Origin of the sequence: Methyloligella sp. GL2 (assembly GCF_013341275.1) — a bacterium.
Lineage (GTDB): Bacteria > Pseudomonadota > Alphaproteobacteria > Rhizobiales > Methyloligellaceae > Methyloligella.
The window spans coordinates 1,369,871-1,386,310 of the sequence record NZ_CP054476.1 but is presented as its reverse complement, the minus strand read 5'-3'; the positions used below and the strand labels follow the sequence as shown (position 1 = coordinate 1,386,310).

General features: G+C 64.5%; 9 protein-coding genes. 3 read left to right on the top strand and 6 right to left on the bottom strand.

Annotated elements, in window-relative coordinates; all coding sequences use genetic code 11:
• Positions 1–35 precede the first annotated feature (35 nt).
• Both mdoH and HT051_RS06530 read right to left on the bottom strand, forming a co-directional pair.
• Positions 36–1,943, bottom strand: a complete 1,908-nt coding sequence (mdoH, locus tag HT051_RS06535) for a glucans biosynthesis glucosyltransferase MdoH (RefSeq protein ID WP_174541291.1) — start codon at positions 1,941–1,943, stop codon at positions 36–38.
• Positions 1,940–3,466 (bottom strand): glucan biosynthesis protein, encoded by a 1,527-nt coding sequence (locus HT051_RS06530; RefSeq protein WP_174541290.1) that lies wholly within the window; start codon positions 3,464–3,466, stop codon positions 1,940–1,942. The genes mdoH and HT051_RS06530 overlap by 4 nt, the downstream gene beginning before the upstream one ends.
• A gap of 385 nt (positions 3,467–3,851) precedes the next feature.
• Here HT051_RS06530 and HT051_RS06525 point away from each other — a divergent pair, with 385 nt between their 5' ends.
• The 3 genes from HT051_RS06525 (at position 3,852) to HT051_RS06515 (ending at position 9,637) form a co-directional block, all read left to right on the top strand.
• Positions 3,852–4,412 carry a hypothetical protein gene (locus HT051_RS06525; protein WP_174541289.1) on the top strand — a complete coding sequence of 187 codons (561 nt, stop codon included), beginning with the start codon at positions 3,852–3,854 and terminating at the stop codon, positions 4,410–4,412.
• Positions 4,413–4,541: 129 nt separating this feature from the next.
• The gene (pepN, locus tag HT051_RS06520; protein WP_174541288.1) at positions 4,542–7,199 is read left to right on the top strand and encodes an aminopeptidase N; all 2,658 of its coding nucleotides are present in this window, start codon (positions 4,542–4,544) and stop codon (positions 7,197–7,199) included.
• A gap of 143 nt (positions 7,200–7,342) precedes the next feature.
• Positions 7,343–9,637 (top strand): PAS domain-containing sensor histidine kinase, encoded by a 2,295-nt coding sequence (locus HT051_RS06515; RefSeq protein WP_174541287.1) that lies wholly within the window; start codon positions 7,343–7,345, stop codon positions 9,635–9,637.
• Positions 9,638–9,657: 20 nt separating this feature from the next.
• On the opposite strand, the gene HT051_RS06510 is transcribed toward HT051_RS06515, so the two are convergent.
• From HT051_RS06510 to HT051_RS06495, 4 genes are all read right to left on the bottom strand, one after another.
• Positions 9,658–12,573: a bifunctional [glutamine synthetase] adenylyltransferase/[glutamine synthetase]-adenylyl-L-tyrosine phosphorylase gene (locus HT051_RS06510; protein ID WP_174541286.1), complete on the bottom strand. Its 2,916-nt coding sequence runs from the start codon at positions 12,571–12,573 to the stop codon at positions 9,658–9,660.
• Positions 12,570–14,135, bottom strand: a complete 1,566-nt coding sequence (locus tag HT051_RS06505; RefSeq protein WP_174541285.1) for an ATP-binding protein — start codon at positions 14,133–14,135, stop codon at positions 12,570–12,572. The genes HT051_RS06510 and HT051_RS06505 overlap by 4 nt, the downstream gene beginning before the upstream one ends.
• Complete coding sequence (locus HT051_RS06500; RefSeq protein WP_174541284.1) at positions 14,119–14,799, bottom strand: response regulator transcription factor; 681 nt, start codon at positions 14,797–14,799, stop codon at positions 14,119–14,121. Before HT051_RS06500 ends, HT051_RS06505 begins: the two co-directional genes overlap by 17 nt.
• A 119-nt stretch (positions 14,800–14,918) precedes the next feature.
• Positions 14,919–16,292 carry a Do family serine endopeptidase gene (locus HT051_RS06495; protein WP_246810202.1) on the bottom strand — a complete coding sequence of 458 codons (1,374 nt, stop codon included), beginning with the start codon at positions 16,290–16,292 and terminating at the stop codon, positions 14,919–14,921.
• Positions 16,293–16,440: the final 148 nt, after the last annotated feature.

Below are 16,440 nucleotides of genomic sequence, written 5' to 3'. Positions count from 1 at the left end.
GTTCGCGCGGGTAAGGCAATCGAGGGAAAAGCGGATCAGCTTGCGGCAGCCACCGGCTCGGCGACCGGCTGCCGCAGGCGCCGCCTTGCCTCGCGCTCTTCCGGAATGAGGAAGATGCGCAAGACGCGCGCGCCCTGCCCGGCCGCGCGAAGCGAGCTGAGATAGACCAGCGGAATCGCCAGCACCAAGCCGAGCCAAACCGGCAGCAGCCAGAAGAAGAGCTGCCAGGAGATGTAGGCGGTGATCCCCGCCAGCACCAAGCCGAAGACGGAATGGAAACCGTAGCCCTTGATCGTGGCGAGCAGCGAGGCGGTGCCGTCGTCGCGGCATTGCGGGTTCCAGCCCGAATCCCGGGCAATCAGGATCTGGCCGATGAAACCGGTCTGCAGCAGCATCAACACCGGCGCCAGCAGCGCCGAGAGCAAAGTCTCCAGCAGGAAGCTGAACACCAGGCCGAGCGGACCGCCCGCCCCTTTGCGCATGCGCTTGTTGGTCATGGCGTAGAGCACGGCGAACACTTTCGGCGCCAATAGCACCGCGGCGGAAAAGCCGAGCAGCGTCCAGGCGCGCTGGGAATCGAATTGCGGCCAGGTCGGGAACAGCGCGTGGGCGTCGGGGAAATAGTCGGGCTGATAGGCCGAGGCCTGCCAGGCCAGCGCGATCCCGACCACCAGGAACATCAGCCAGAGCGGCGAAGCCACATAGCTCATGATGCCGGTCAGCAGGTGATGCCGGCTCATCCAATGCAGGCCGCTCGCCCCGATCACCTTGGAGTGCTGCAGATTGCCTTGCGCCCAGCGCCGGTCGCGCACCGCGTGATCGGTCAGGGTCGGCGGCGTCTCCTCGTAGCTGCCGACGATGTCGGGACGCATATAGACGTCCCAGCCGGCGCGCCGCAGCAGCGCCGCCTCGACGAAATCGTGGCTCAGGATATGGCCGCCGAAGGGCTTGCGCCCCGCCAGCACGGGTAAGCCGCAAGAGCTGGCGAAGGCCCGGGTTCGGATGATCGCGTTATGGCCCCAGTAATTGCCCTCTCGCCCCTGCACCATGGCGAGCCCGGCGGAGACCACCGGACCGTATGTGCCGGTGGCGAATTGCTGCATGCGGGCGAACAGCGTCTTCTTGTTGACCAGCCGCGGCACGGTCTGGATCAGGCCGGCATTGCTGTCCGCCTCCATCGCCTCGGCCAGCGCGATCATCGACTCGGCGGTCATGTAGCTGTCAGCGTCGAGCACCAGCATGAAGTCGTAATTGCCGCCCCAGCTGCGCACGAAGTCGGCGATGTTTCCGGCCTTGCGCCCGACATTCTCCGGACGGCGGCGGAAATAGACATTGAGCCGGCCGAGCATGGTCTGGCGCAGACGAAGCGCCGCCTCGCGCTCCTGCCGCGCAATGGCGAGATTGGTGGTGTCGCTAAGGACGAAGAAATCGAAATGCCAGGCCTTGCCCGAGGCGGCGAGCTCCTCGGCCATCTCGGTGAGATTTTCGAAAACCTTGCTGGTGTCTTCGTTATAGACCGGCATCAGCACCGCGGTCCGCGTCGACAGCTTGCCGCGCAAAGCGATGCCGCGCCGCCAGTCCAGCCGGGCAATCAGGGCAAAGAAACCGAGCATCGCATTGGCCGCGGCCAGCGCGATCCAGGTGAAGCTGAAGGCGAACAGCACCACCAGCATATATTGCAGGCCGGTTGCGTCGTTCTGCCCCACCACCTTCCACATGCCCCAGACGCCATAGACCGTGAGCACGGCGGCGATACCGAAGACGAATAGGCGCGAGGCCAGCGTATGCTCCTTCAGCGCCGGGCCGGACGCCGTCTTGGGCGGCTCGCCATACCAGCTCTTCAGGCTCTGCTCCGGCATTTCCAACGGATTCTCCGGAGGCGTCAGGCCATGGTAAAAGGCCCCGGCGGCACCGCCGCCCAGCGTTTCCAGAGGTTCGCTCATGCTGTCCATCGATATAGCCACGTCTCGCTGATCGGCTGACCCTTGTGCGCTAGAACAAGGCGCAGTTCGGAAAGTTCCACATCGGCGGGATCCATTTCAAAGCTAACCTGATACCCGCCGGTCATGGGATTATGACGACCGACTACATTATCGATACGTCCCGCCGAGGCGCTGACCCGCGGCTCCACATCGGAGCCGAGATAGACCGGCACCCCGTCTTCCAGGGGCGCGTCGAACTCGACCACGAATTTGCGCCGCTTGCGCGTCGATGCCATTCCGATCCGCGTCTCCAGAACCCGCGCCAGCCGGATATTGGTGACCGGCGGCCCGAAGCTGAGCCAATAGGAATACGTCAGATTTCCCCCCGCCTTCAGGGTCGCCCGCGGGCGCCAGAAAGCGACGATGTTATCGTTGGTCTCCGAATTCGTCGGAATTTCGACAAGCTCAACATGTCCGTTGCGCCAAGGCGATTTCGGCTGCACCCAGGCGCTCGGCCGCAATTCGAAACGCGACTCCAGATCCTTGTAGGTCTCGTAGTCGGTCTCCCGCTGCTGCAGGCCGAAACCGATCGGCGCGTCCTCGGCGAAGGCGCTGATCTGCAGAGTCTTCGGGTTGGCCAGCGGTCGCATGATCCACTCGTCATTGCCCCGGGCAATCGCCAGCGTATCTGAGTCGTGCACCGCCGGGCGGAAATCGTCGAACCGTCCCCGCTCGCGCGCATCGAAGAAATACATGCTGGTCAGCGGGGCGAGACCCAAATGGGTGATGTCGGTGCGGGCGAACAGCGAGGCGGTAACGTCGGACACCGTGGTGGCGCCGGGGCGGATTACGAAGGTGAAAGCGCCGGTCACGCTCGGGCTGTCGAGCAGCGCATGCACCGTGATGGTCTTGGAATCGGCGCGCGGCGTCTCGATCCAGAAGCTGCGGAAGAAGGGAAACTCCTCACCGGTCGGCTCGCCGGTATCGATCGCCAGCCCCCGCGCCGAGATGCCGTAATTCTGATTGGCGCCGAGGCCGCGGAAATAGCTCGCGCCCTGGAACACCATCACCTCGTCGTACTGGTGCAGCACGTTGATCGGCGCGTTGATGCGGATGCCGGAGAACAGCGCCGTCCCGTCCGGCGCGCGCACGTCCAGATCGCCGAAATCGAACAGCTCCGAGGAATAGATCACCGGCTGGGCGATGCCGTTCTCGACCGTGTAAATCTGTACCGGCGTGCGCACCACGAAGCCGGTATGCAGCAGCTCCACGGTGAAGCCGAGATCCTTGTCCGCCCACAAGGCTTTGTCCTTGCGGAAACGGATCTTCCGGTAGTCGTCGTAAGACAGGCTGGAGAAGCTCGCCGGGATCTGCGCCGGCGCCTGGAACGGCTTCTTCGCCATATCCTTCGCCAGGTCGACGACGGTCCGGCGGGAGAAATGAGAATTGTTATTCTTCGCAGGCGCCTCTTGCGCTGCGGCGGTCGAGATCAGGCCTTTCTGCCCCGCGCCGGCCGCGCCCAGCGCGGCTGCACCAAGTGCCACCGAAAATTCCCGGCGGTTCATACACACACTCCCGAGCGAAGAAGCGCTGAGATCGTCCAGGACGGTTCCTGCCGATCTCCACGCCGAATAGTCTTATCCCACTCCGCCCGCGCCTTAATTAACGGGCGAAACGATTTTTGGATGTGCCCCATGACCGCGAACCCGGCCCGAACATTCGATATCAGCGCGGTGAAAAAGATCCGACCGTCCGATCGTCGTTGTTTTGCGACATCGACTCTGAACCCTGAATGAACACCTACCGAAGCTTGCGAAGCCTCCGCCCCACGCGTCAATGTGCTGCTTCGACGCGCAACGCCATCCAAGGGCGATGTTAACCCCTCGCCTCTAAGCTTATCGTGGAAATAGGTCTCAGTAAGGCGGCAAGATGGCGAAGGCGAAGTTCCACAAGGCACAGCGGGTGTTTGTGAATCCGGTCGGCACCTGGGCGCTGATCGAAAAGGTGATCCCGAAATGGATCCGCGGCTGCGACGAGCCGATCAAGGTCACGTACGATTGCGGCTTGGGACGCGAGTTCTCCGACAACGAACTTGCGCCGGAGACGGCCGGTCCCCAGGTGCGGGGCTCGGCCGAGCTCGGCAACTGGCGCATCGTCCGCGCCCAGAACCGCTGGAAGAGCGCCGAGCAATGCAGCCATCATCCCTTCCCCGGCACCCATCCGATGGTCGTCACGGGCGACGCCGAATGGGGCGGCTGGCGGGTGCCCGGCGCCGAATACGATCTCGATCCCTACCGTATCGAGAAGCAGGCCGAGCTGATCGTCCGCACCCCGGCGCTGCTGCAGCTGCTGACGCTCTTCGTCAAACAAGCCGAGCAGCAGCCGGAAAATCTCAGCGCCGATATGGCCGATCTCGCCGCAACGGCCCGCGCGCTGCTTGAGGATATCGGCGACCAGCACATGCGCACCGAGACCCGCGCCGCCAGCTAGGCCGGCGCGCCCCGCGCCTCGCTAGAAAGCCGCGACTTCCCACCGGGCTCCCTGCTTCCCTCTCGCTTCCCTCTTGGCATTCGCGCCCCGGGCGACTAAGAGCGAGGGTCTAGGGAGGTGCCTACCGCCATGAAGAATGCAGAGCGCACGGCAAAACGGCTAAGCGACTATAAAGAGCCCGATTACCGGATCGACGAGGTCTTCCTCGATTTCAATCTGGAGCCGGAGCGGACCACCGTACGCTCCAAGCTCAGGCTGCGGCCGAACCCCGATGCCACCGCCAAGGGCGCCCCGCTGGTTCTGGACGGCGAGAGCATCGAGCTGCAGAGCGTCAGCCTCGACGGCAAGACGCTCGAGCCCGGCGATTACTCCCTTACCGAGAAAAGCCTGACCATCGACAAGGTGCCGGACGCGCCGTTCGAGCTCCAGATCGAGACCCTCTGCAATCCGGAAGCCAACACCGCCCTGCTCGGCCTCTACCGCTCCAGCGGCAATTTCTGCACCCAGTGCGAGCCGGAAGGCTTCCGCCGCATCACCTACTTCCTGGACCGGCCCGACGTGCTCGCCGTCTATACCGTGCGGCTGGAAGCCGACAAGGCGGCCTATCCCGTGCTGCTCGCCAACGGCAATCCCATCGAGCAAGGCGAGAACGAGGTCACCGGCCGGCACTATGCGGTCTGGCACGACCCGCACCCCAAGCCGTCTTACCTGTTCGCCTCCGTCGCCGGCGACCTCGCCTGCCTGTCGGACGAATTCGTCACCAAGTCGGGCCGCAAGGTGGCGCTCAACATCTATGTCGAGCACGGCAAGGAAGACCGCTGCGACTGGGCCATGGAGTCGCTCAAGCAATCCATGCGCTGGGACGAGCAGCGCTTCGGCCGCGAATACGATCTCGACATCTTCAACATCGTCGCCGTCAGCGATTTCAATATGGGCGCGATGGAGAATAAGGGCCTCAACATCTTCAACGACAAGCTGGTGCTGGCCCGGCCCGACACGGCATCCGATGCCGACTACGCGGCCATCGAAGGCGTCATCGCCCATGAGTATTTCCATAACTGGTCCGGCAACCGCATCACCTGCCGCGACTGGTTCCAGCTCTGCCTGAAGGAAGGGCTGACCGTGTTCCGCGATCAGGAGTTCTCCGCCGATCTGCGCTCCGGTCCGGTCAAGCGCATCGTCGATGTGCGGGTTCTGAAGAGCCATCAATTCCCGGAGGATAGCGGCCCCCTGGCCCATCCGGTGCGCCCCGGCTCCTATATCGAGATCAACAACTTCTACACCGCGACCGTCTACGAGAAGGGCGCCGAGATCTGCCGCATGCTGCAGACCTATCTCGGCCGCGACACCTTCCGCAAAGGCCTCGATCTCTATTTCGACCGCTTCGACGGCCAGGCGGTGACGGTGGAGGATTTCATCGGCGCGCTGTCCGATGCCTCGGGCAAGGACCTCACCAAGTTCATGCGCTGGTACAATCAGGCCGGCACGCCGGAGCTCGCCTGCTCGCTGGATTACGACGCCGGCGCCAAGACCGCGACGCTGTCGGTCAATCAGGTGCTGCCCGCAACGCCGGGCCAGCCCTGCAAGGAGCCGGTGCCGATCCCGCTACGCCTCGGTCTGCTCGGCCCCAATGGCGACGACCTCCCGCTGATCCTGGAGGACGGCACCGAGCTGAAGGACGGCCTTTTGGAGGTCGATGCGCGCGAGCAGCGCTTCACCTTCCGCGATATCCCGGCCCCGCCGGTGCCCTCGCTGCTGCGCGAATTCTCCGCGCCGGTCCGCCTCACCCTCAGCCTCGATCTGCCCCAGATCGAGTTCCTGATGATGCACGATTCCGATCCGTTCAACCGTTGGCAGGCGGCCCAGAGCTACGCCGTCACCTTGCTGACCGCGGCCTCCGAGAACGGCTTCAATCCCGGCCCGGTGACCGGCAAGGAGGCAAAGCGCCTGGCGCAAGCCCTGAGCCTCACCATGGCGGAGGAAGAGCTCGCCGTCGCCTATCGCGCCGAGATGCTGAAGCTGCCGAGCGAATCCGATATCGCCCGGGAGATCGCCCGCAATATCGACACCGACGCCATCCGCCAGGCGCGCGAGACCTTGATCCGGACCATCGGTACCGAGATCCGCGGCAACCTCGCCGAGATGTATGAGGAGATCTATCCGGGAAGCACCTATTCGCCCGACGCCGAAAGCGCCGGCAAGCGCTCGTTACGCATCGCCGCCCTCGACCTACTGGTCGGCACCGGCGAGGAGGAGGAGATCCACCGCGCCGCCAAGCATTATCGCGATGCCGGCAATATGACCGATGCGATCTATGCGCTTCTCGTGCTGTCGCGCCTCGATAACCCGGCCCGCGAGGCCGCCCTCGCCGATTTCTACGAGAAGTGGCAGGACGATGCGCTGGTGCTCGACAAATGGTTCGCTGTGCAGGCCCGCGCACCGAGGCCCGATACCGTCGAGGCGGTGAAGGCGTTGCTCGATCACCCCAAATTCTCGCTGAAGAACCCGAACCGGGTGCGCGCCCTGATCGGCAGCTTCGCCAACGGCAATCCGTCCGCTTTCAACCGCAAGGACGGCGCCGGCTACGATTTCCTGGCCGATTGCGCCCTGAAGATCGACGCCTTCAACCCGCATATGGCGGCGCGGCTGCTCGGCGCGTTCGAGAGCTGGCGCATGCTGGAGCCGGGACGCCAGGCTCTCGCCAAGGCAGCGCTGAAGCGGCTGAAGGACTCCGATCTTTCCACCGACTCGTATGAGATCGTCTCAAAAACGCTCGAAGGCGAGTAATACACAACCTGTCAACGATATTTCCTGCGTCTATCCACAGTTTTCTCTGGACAGCGACAGCTTCTGTTCTTTCAATGAACAGGTGATTCGGAGATGCGGCACTTCTCCGATTTTTACGTGATCAGAGAAGATGGGGGGACCGGATGTCGCGGGCAAGATCCGCGCGTGAGGATACTTATGCGCTTGCGGAGGCCATTCTAAAGGCCGCGCAGGACCTTCTGCATCGGCATCTCCTCACCCCCGATTCTCTACGCCGCGCCCTCCCCTATCTGATCCTCGGATTTCTGGTCGTTGCCGCCATCGGCGCCATCACCCAGATCAGCACCAACAAGCAGAGCCTGCTCGATTCGGCGGAGCAACAGCTTACGCTTTCGGCCGATCTGATCGCCGAAAGGCTGGCGGCTGACCAAAGCGCAGCGGACGGCAATTGGCAGGCGGCGCTTGCCGCGGCCCTGCCCAAAGGCGCCACGTTAAAGAGCCGCCGCATGCTGCTTGCCGAGACGTCGGGCAAGATCCGCGCCCGCGCGCCGCTTGGCGGCGAGAGCGAAGGCACCTTGCTGGCGCTGCTCGGCCCCGAACAGCCGCTCACCACCTTCGGCGCCTCCGCCGGCGTGCTGCGCCTCACCCTCACCAGCGGCGAGGACGTGCTGGCCACGGTGCGCAACCTCACCGGACCGCAGCGCCAGCTCCTGCTCTTGCAGCCGACCGCCACGGTGCTGTCGCCCTGGTGGCGTAACAGCACCATCGAGATCACCATCCTGGCCACCGGCGGCCTGCTGCTTCTGCTGCTCGGCGCGGCGCTGTGGAACCCGGTACAAGAGCCGCAGACGCTCGACGCCATGCGCCTCACCCGCGATCTCAGCGAGGCCTTTCCCGGCTGCGGCCTATGGCGCTGGAATCTCGCCCGCGGCCATGTCACCTGGTCCGGCGGCATGCATCGCATGCTCGGCATCGAGCCGATCGATCAGGCCATGCCCTTCCGCATGATCCGTCAGGCGCTGCATCCGGGCGAGGATCTCATCGCCATGATCGACCGGCATTTGCGCGAGGGGAAGGATTTGGTCGATGAGGAAATCCGGCTCCGCCACAAGGACGGCCATTGGGTCGGCTTGCGCCTGCGCGGCCATATCTTCCGCGATGCCGAGACCCGCGAGCCGCATCTGACCGCCATCGCCACCCGCACCGAGGAGAGCACCGCCGAGCACGCCGCGGAGGCCAATGCCCGCCTGCGCGATGCCGTGGAGAGCATCTCGGAGGCCTTCGTCCTATGGGACGACCGCAACCGGCTGGTGATGTGCAACAGCAAATACCAGCAGTTCCACGGCCTCTCCGACGAAGCGCTGATGCAGGGCGCGCCGTACCAGCAGGTGATCTCCTCCGCCCACGAGCCGGTGATCCGCAAACGCATCACCGTCGACCAGCATCAGGACGGCAGCCGCACCTATGAAGCGCAGCTCGAAGACGGCCGCTGGCTGCATATCAACGAAGGCCGCACCCGCGACGGCGGCTTCGTCAGCGTCGGCACCGACATCACCCAGATCAAGCGCAGCCAGAAGCTGCTGGCCGATAGCGAGGCGCAGCTCCGCGCCTCGGTGAACGAGCTGCATTCCTCCCGCCGCGAGTTGGAGCAGCAGAAGCAGCAGCTGGTCGATCTGGCCGAGAAATACGCTCTGGAGAAGAACCGCGCCGAGGCGGCCAACCGCGCCAAGTCTGAATTCCTCGCCAATATCAGCCACGAGCTGCGCACCCCGCTGAACGCCGTGATCGGCTTCTCCGAGGTGATGCAGAAAGGGCTGTTCGGCCCGCTCGGCCACGACAAATATGTCGAATACGCCAACGACATCTTCGATAGCGGCAACTTCCTGCTCGAGGTGATCAACGACATTCTCGACATGTCGAAGATCGAGGCCGGCCGCGTGGTGCTGGAGATCGAGAAGGTCGATATCGCCGATCTGATCGAGGAGAGCATGAAGGTGATCGCGCCCGCCGCAGAGGAGCGCAAGATCGATCTCAACCGCCAGGGTCCTAGCCGCTTCTTCATCGAAGCGGACCGCCGCGCCCTGAAGCAGGTCTTCATCAACCTGCTGTCCAATGCGGTGAAGTTCAGCCGCGAGGGCGGCGAAGTGAACGTGCAGCTGAACCGCGGCCGGGGCGAAGCCCGCATCGCCATCCAGGATACCGGCATCGGCATTCCGCAAGCCGATATCGCCAAGCTCGGCCGGCCCTTCGAGCAGGTGGAGAACCAGTTCTCCAAGAGCCATCAGGGCAGCGGACTTGGCCTTGCCATCTCCAAGGCGCTGGTGGAGTTCCACGGCGGCGAGCTGGAGATCGACAGCCGCGAGGAGGAAGGCACCACCGTGACCTGCGTCCTGCCGCTGAGAGCCAATCAGATCATCTCCCCCGAAGAGGCCGGCGAGATGAAGAAGGCGTCCGGTTAGAGGTCTAAGCTCGCCCGGCTTCAGACAATCAAACGGTCGAAGGCCTCGTGCACCGCGGCGAGCACCTGCGCCAGCTCCGATTCCAGCTCGTAAAAATCGGGCATCTCCACCGCGCGCGCCAGAAGATCCTTCAAAGCTTGCGGCGCCTCGCGCGGGCGGAACGGTCCGGTCACACAGAGCCGCAGCACCTGGGTGAGGTTGTGATAAAGCCGCGCCGCCGGGATCAAGAGCTCCGCATCCGAGGCCGACAGCACCCCCGCCGCGGCAAGCTTGGACAGCGCCGCTTCGGTGTTCTGGTCCAGCACCTCCGGATGCTCGGCGGCATGCACCACCTGCAGGAACTGGGCGATGAACTCCAGATCGACCAGCCCGCCGCGCACCTGCTTCAGATCCCAGATATCGTCGGTGCCCTTCTGCGCTTCGATCTTTTCGCGCATGTCGCGGACGTCTTGCGCGGCCCTAGTCCGCTCTATGGGACGCACCAGCACGTCGCGGATCGCCGCCTCGATCTCATCGCGTAACGACTGAGGTCCGGCGATCACCCGCGCCCGGGTCAGCGCCAGCCGTTCCCAGGTCCAGGCGGATTTCTGCTGATAATCGACGAAACCGGAAATCCGCGTCGCCACCGGCCCCTGATTGCCGGAGGGGCGAAGCCGCATATCCACCTCGTAGAGCGCCCCTTCCGCCGTCGGCGCCGAGAGCGCCGCGATCAGCCGCTGGGTCAGACGGGTGTAATAATGGCTGCCCGAAAGGCTCTTCTCGCCGCTGGTGTTACCCAGCTCGCCTTCGAAATCGTAGATCACGATCAGGTCGAGATCGGAGGACGCGGTCATCTCGTGCCCGCCGAGCTTGCCCATGGCGATCACCGCCGCACGCCCGCCCGGCACGTCGCCATGGGGACGGCGCAGCTCCGCATCGGCCTTCTCGATCAGCGCCGCCACCAAGGTCTCGGCGAGCGAGGCATAGATCTCGCCGGCCTGCTCGGCGGTGATGGTGCCGGAGAGAACCCGCACCCCGATCAGGAAGGCCTGCTCCCGCCCGACGATGCGCGCCCGGTCCAACAGATCGGCATAGTCGCTCGCCTGTCCCAGCGCGTTCTGCACCAACTCGCGGAAGATGGCGGGCGTCGGCATGGCGCCGAAGAAGCCGGGATCGAGCACCGCATCCAGCAGCGCCGGACGCTTGGCGATGATCGAGGCGAGCCGCGGCGCCGTGCCCATGATATCCGCCATCAGCCGCAGCAAGGACGGGTTGCTGGCGATTGCCGAGAAAAGCTGCAAGCCCGCCGGCAGATCGGAGAGCACCTGGTCGAACGTGGCCAGCGCCCGGTCCGGCTCCGACGTCCGCCCCAGGGTGCGCAGCAGCAGCGGCAGGAATTCGCCGAGCCGCTCCTGCGCCTGCTTGCTCCTGGTCGAGACATAGCGGCCCGACTGCCAGGCGCGCACGATGGCGAGCGCCTCGCGCGGATTCTTGAACCCATATTCGCTCAAGATTCCAAGGGTTTCCGGGTCGTCCTCATCACCGCGGAAGACGAAGGTCGGTCCCTGCCGGCCGGAATCGGGCAAGGTCTCGAACAGGGTTTCGAAGTGATATTCGACGCGCTTGAAACGCTCGATCAGCGCCCCGGCGAAATCCTCCGGATCGGCGTAGGAGCAGAACGCCGCCACTTTGCGGAACCCCTCCTCGTCGCTCGGCAGCACATGGGTCTGCTGATCGCCGATGATCTGCAGCGCATTCTCCACCCGGCGGAGGAAGTAATAGGCCTCCATCAGATCGGCGGCGACCTCCGGCTTGATCCATTCGCCCTCGGCAAGATGGTTCAGCGTGTCGACCGTGCCGCGGCTGCGAAGATCCGGATTGCGCCCGCCGGCGATGAGCTGATGAGTCTGCACGAAGAATTCGATATCGCGGATGCCGCCGCGCCCGAGCTTGACGTTGTGGCCAAGCACCGCCACCGAGCCATGGCCCTTGAACTCGTGCACCCGCCGCTTCATGGCGCGGATATCGGCGATCGCAGCATAGTCGAGATAGCGCCGCCAGATAAAGGGGGAGAGCTGGCGCAGGAAATGCGCACCCGCCTCGATATCGCCGGCAACGATGCGCGCCTTGATCAGCGCCGCCCGCTCCCAGTTCTGGCCCAGGCTCTCATAATAGTTGAGCCCGCCCTCCACCGAGAGCGCGATATGGGTGGCGCCGGGATCGGGGCGAAGCCGGAGATCGGTGCGGAACACATAGCCGTCCTCGGTCGGCTCCTGCAGCAGCTTGACCAGATCGCGGGTGATGCGCACGAAGAATTTCTGCGGCTCGACATCGACGCCGAGCCCCGCCCGTTCCGCCTCGTAGAAGACGATGAGATCGATATCGCTGGAATAGTTCAGCTCGAACGAGCCGAGCTTGCCCATGCCGATGACGAAATAACCGGCGCCGAGAGACGGCGCATTCACTTCGCCCTTCTCCGCCGCCTTGCGGAACAAGAAGCGCACCGCCTGCTGCACGGTCTCGTCGGCGAGGACACTGAGCTTGCGCAAGACCTCCCGCGTCGGCCACACCCCGCCGAGATCGGCCAGCGCGATCAGCAGCGCCGTGCGCAGCTTGTGCCGGCGAAGCGCCCGCATCGCATCCTTTTGCGTGGCCGCCGCCTCCATCTCGGCGATGAAGCGTGTGGAGTTCCGGGCGAAGAGCGAATCCGGGTCGAGCAGCAGACAATCGGCCAGCGCCGCCGGATCGCGCCGGGCCAGCGAAGCGAGATAATGCGAGCCGGTCAGCGCGCCGCGCAACAGCGTGCGCACCTTCTCGTCGCGCTCGATCAGATCGGCCGCCGGCTGCAGCGCCTCGTCCTTAGCCAGGCTGGCACATACCGACGTCAGAACATCGTCGGCGCGCTCCGCATCGAGCGTGATCGGATATGTGGCAATACGCTGGGAAAAAGGCGTCACGAGGCGTCAGTCGCAGCGCCGGCTTTTCCGGCGCCATCCCCCAATGGCACGGCGAGGATGGCTTTCAGCCCCGGCGCGTGATCTTCCAAGACGAGGCTGCCGCCATGCAGCCGCGCCACCGCGGCAACCAGGCTGAGGCCGAGCCCGCTGCCTGGGGCAGAGCGGCTTGCCTCCAGCCGCACGAAGCGGTCGAGCACCCGCGTCCGGTCGGCTTCGGGAATGCCTTCTCCCCGGTCTGTGACGATGATCTCGGCCATATCGGTCTTTGCCAAGTCGCTTGCGGCGAGGTCGGGTATGGCGCTTTCCGTCTTGCCCATATCGGACTTCGCTTTGTCGCCTCCCCGATTTATCGCGCCGTTCGTCGCGGCTCTGTCTGTCATACCCTTTGAACGGCGCACCGAGATGCAAACATCGGGCGGATGGTTACCGCCGGCGTCCTTTCCGTTCGGAACGCCATATTTGATGGCATTATCGACCAGATTGGCAATGGCCTGGCCGAGAAGTTGGCGGTCGCCCCGCAAGGTCACCGGCGCGTCCGCCTCCGCCCTTAGCACGAGGCCGCGCTCCTCGGCCACAGGTTCGTAAAGCTCGGCGACGTCGGCGACAAGTGCCGCAGCATCGAGACTCTCCCAGCGCGCGCGCCCTTGGCCGGCCTCCAGCCGGGCAATGGAAAGCAGCGCGTTGAAGGTCTGGATCAGCCCGTCCGCCTCCTCGATCGTGGCTTGCAGCGTCTCGCGATAGCCGGCCTCGTCGCGGCTGCCATGCAGCGCCTCCTCCACCCGATTGCGTAAGCGGGTGAGCGGCGTCTTCAGATCGTGGGCGATATTGTCGGAGACTTCGCGTAAGCCGGTCATCAGCTGCTCGATACGGCCGAGCATGCGGTTCAGGCTCTTGGCCAGACGATCCAGCTCGTCGCCCGAGCCGTCCCGCGGCAAGCGTTCTGTGAGATCGCCCTGCATGATCCGCTCCGCGGTAGCGCTGATCGCGTCGATCCGGGCGAGCAGCTTGCGGCTGACCCAGAGCGCCCCGCCAATGCCGACAAGCGCCATAAAGCCGAGCCCCCAAAGGATCGCCGAGCGGGTCACCCGTGTCAGCACCTGCCGGTCCTCGATATCGCGTCCGACCAAGAGGCGGTTATCGCCGGGAAGCTGGAACACCTTGGCGAAGGCGAGCCGCCGCTCCGTGCCGTTGGTCGACGGGCGCTCATAGGCGAATTCCACCGAACCGGTCTCCTGCAGAAGCTGCGGCGAGATCTGCCCCAGATTGCCGGCAATGCGCCGACCGTCTGAATCGGCGACATAATAGAGGCTGTTGCCCGGTGTCTCGCTGCGCTCGGCCACGGTGCGCACCAGCTGGCGCATGCCGCCGGCCCGGTATTGCTCGGCCAGCCCGCCGAGCTCGGCCTGGATGGTCTGGTCGAGCTGCCGCGACAGCAAGATCGTGGTGTTCCAGTAGATATAACCGATGGCGAGCAGCGCCGCGGCTCCGAACAGCGCCAAATAGATCAGCGACAGGCGGAACGCCGTGGTCCGGAAGAGTTTAAGTTTACTGGGCGCTGTCACGGATCGTATAGCCGGCGCCGCGCACGGTGTGCAGAAGCGGCGTGTCGAAGTTCTTGTCGATCTTGGACCGGAGCCGGGAGATATGCACGTCGATCACATTGGTCTGCGGATCGAAGTGATAGTCCCAGACATTCTCTAAAAGCATGGTGCGGGTCACCACCTGACCGGCATGCTTCATCAGATATTCCAGCAGGCGGAATTCCCGCGGCTGCAGCAGGATCTGCTCGCCCGCCCGGCTGACCTTATGGGACAGGCGGTCGAGGGTGAGATCGCCGACCGAAAGCCGGGTGGCCGCCTCTTCCGGCGAGGTGCGCCGGGCCAGCGCCTCGACCCGGGCCAGAAGCTCGGAGAAGGCATAGGGCTTGGTGAGATAGTCGTCGCCGCCGGCGCGCAGGCCTTTCACCCGCTCGTCGACCCCGTCCAGCGCGGAGAGGATCAGCGCCGGGGTGCGCACCTCTTCCTCGCGCAGCAAGCCGATCACGCTAAGCCCGTCGAGCTTCGGCAGCATGCGGTCGACGATCAAGACGTCATAGGCATTGAGCCTGGCGAGCGCCAGACCGGCCTCTCCGTCGGCGGCATGCTCGGCGATATGGCCGGATTCCTTCAGCGCCCGCATGAGGAAGCTCGCCGTCTCCTGATCATCCTCGATCACCAGAACACGCATAAGGCAAAGCTCCTGACATAATCAGCCCGCGCACGGAAGGGCGGGACCGGCGCGGGGGGAAAAGAAAAGGGGGGCGGCGCGGCTGGGGGGGAAACCGCGCCGCCACCGGCGTCGGAAGTCTACGCTTCCTTCTTCAAAGCAAGCGCAACAAAGGCTACGCGATCGCCGGATTTGATCCGGAAGACGATATTGACCTTCTCCTTGCCCTGGTTGGAGGGCTTGGCAAGGGCCTTCTCGATACCTTTCGAGACATCCTTGGCATTGGTGACGTTCTTGCCGCCGACCTGCAGGATGATATCGCCGACCTTGAGACCTTTCTGGGCGGCGTCGCTATCCGGATCGAGATCCGTGATCACGACACCTTCCTCGCCGGCACCGGGCACTTCGGCGGCAGGCGCCAGGGACAGCCCCAGATCCTTCACCTTCTTGCCGGCGCCGTCATCGGACTTCTCCGGAGCGCCCTGAAGCTCGGCGAGCTTCTTGCCGCTCGGGAACTTGCCGAGCTTGACGGTGATCTCCTTCTCGTCGCCGTAGCGATTGACCGACAGCTTCACCTTGGTGTCCGGGTGCAGCTCGGCAATCTTGCGGGCGAGATCGCGGGAGTCCTTGACCTCTTCGCCATCGACGGCGGTGATCACGTCGCCAGCCTCGACACCGTCATCGGCGGCGGGACCGTCCTCGGAGACCTTGCTCACCAGAGCGCCCTTGGCGTCGGCCAGACCGATACCGTCGGCGATGTCGTCGTTGACGTTCTGGATCACCACGCCGAGCCAGCCGCGGTCGACCGTGCCGTTCTGCTTCAGCTCGCCGACGACCTCTTTGATCAGCGCGGCCGGAACGGCGAAGGCGATGCCGACATTGCCGCCCGACGGCGAGAAGATCGCAGTGTTCATGCCGACCACCTTGCCGTCCAGGGTGAAGGACGGACCGCCGGAGTTACCGCGGTTCACCGCAGCGTCGATCTGCAGATAGTCGTAAGGCCCGGAGCCGATGTCGCGGTTATGGGCCGAGATGATACCGGCGGTCACCGTGCCGCCGAGACCGAACGGGTTACCGACGGCCAGCACCCAATCGCCAACCTCCGGATCCTCCTCGGAGAACTCCACATAAGGCAGCTTGTGATCGGTCTTGACCTTCAGCAGCGCCACATCGGTGCGCGGGTCGGAGCCGACCAGATCGGCCTCATACTCTTCGCCGTCTTCCATGCTGACGGAGATTTCGTCGGCGCTCTCCACCACATGGTTGTTGGTCACCAGATAACCGTCGGGCGAGATGAAGAAGCCGGAGCCCTGCGCCCGCATCGGATGATGCTGAGGCTTGTTGCCCGGCCCCTGGCCGAAACGCTTGAAGAACTCGTAGAACGGGCTGTCCTCGGGAATATCGGGCATGCCCGGAATGCCGAACTCGTTATCGGCAACGTCGGTCTCGCCCTTGACGTTGATGCTGACCACCGCCGGGCTGACCTTCTTCACCAGCTCCGAGAAGCTGGGCAAAGTCTGAACCTGCGAGGGCGAGGACGGAACGACTTCGGCGAAAGCGAACGGGACGCTCTCGGAGAGCGCAAAACCAACTGCGCCGGCGCCGATCAGAGCCGCAGCAAAAAAGACCGATCGGCGCGACCGCGACCGTCCCTTTGCCGGA

What these genes read in the sequence shown, in the direction of transcription:
- HT051_RS06500 (WP_174541284.1), bottom strand. Translation starts at nt 14,799, where the DNA reads ATGCGTGTTCTGGTGATCGAGGATGATCAGGAGACGGCGAGCTTCCTC.
- HT051_RS06515 (WP_174541287.1), top strand. Translation starts at nt 7,343, where the DNA reads ATGTCGCGGGCAAGATCCGCGCGTGAGGATACTTATGCGCTTGCGGAG.
- HT051_RS06525 (WP_174541289.1), top strand. Translation starts at nt 3,852, where the DNA reads ATGGCGAAGGCGAAGTTCCACAAGGCACAGCGGGTGTTTGTGAATCCG.
- mdoH (WP_174541291.1), bottom strand. Translation starts at nt 1,943, where the DNA reads ATGAGCGAACCTCTGGAAACGCTGGGCGGCGGTGCCGCCGGGGCCTTT.
- pepN (WP_174541288.1), top strand. Translation starts at nt 4,542, where the DNA reads ATGAAGAATGCAGAGCGCACGGCAAAACGGCTAAGCGACTATAAAGAG.